Source organism: Shinella sp. 838, from assembly GCF_029623935.1.
In the GTDB taxonomy this organism is placed as follows: Bacteria; Pseudomonadota; Alphaproteobacteria; order Rhizobiales; family Rhizobiaceae; genus Shinella.
Window position 1 is genome coordinate 1 of sequence record NZ_JARSBQ010000073.1, and the last position, 758, is coordinate 758.

Below are 758 nucleotides of genomic sequence, written 5' to 3' on the forward strand. Positions count from 1 at the left end.
GTAGATGAAACGACGACTTTCCGAGATCGATTGCGAGCAATTCGAATGTCATGACTTCCTCCTTTAGCTGGCCCTTCATTCTGAAGGTTCGGAGGGAGGCGTCCATCCCATAACATGAAAACCGCGGTCGATCGCGTCGGTCGTGGCAAGGAGCGACAGGTCAATATCCGTTTCCTCGCGATGACGAACCACTACGTCTTTGCGCCTGAGTTTTGCAATCCCGCCGCGGGTTGGGAGAAGGGCCAGATCGAGAAGAATGTCCAGGATGCCCGGCCGCGACTTTGGCAACAGATGCCGGACTTTCCTGATCTGGCGGCATTGAATGCCTGGCTGGAACAGCATTGCCAGGACCTGTGGCGCGACACAGCACACGGCACCTTGCCCGGCACGATCGCGGACGTCTGGTCCGCGGAACAGCCAGCATTGATGGCGCTCCCCGCTGCGTTTGACGGCTTCGTCGAGCAGGGCAAACGTGTCTCTCCGACATGCCTGATCACCTTCGAGCGGAACCGCTATAGCGTGCCTGCATCGTTTGCGAACCGGCCTGTCAGCTTGCGGATTTATCCCGAGAGACTGGTTGTTGCAGCCGAGGGCAATATCCTCTGCGAACATCCGCGGATCATAGAACGCAGCCACGACAAACCACCGCGAACGATTTACGACTGGCGGCATTACCTTGCGGTCATCCAGCGCAAACCCGGAGCCCTGCGCAATGGTGCGCCTTTCCTGGAATTGCCGCGGGCCTTTCGACAGTTGCA

General features: G+C 58.4%; 1 pseudogene. It reads left to right on the forward strand.

Annotated elements, in window-relative coordinates:
* Positions 1-111: 111 nt before the first annotated feature.
* A pseudogene (locus P9A16_RS35620) lies at positions 112-758 on the forward strand (Mu transposase domain-containing protein); the annotation flags it as partial.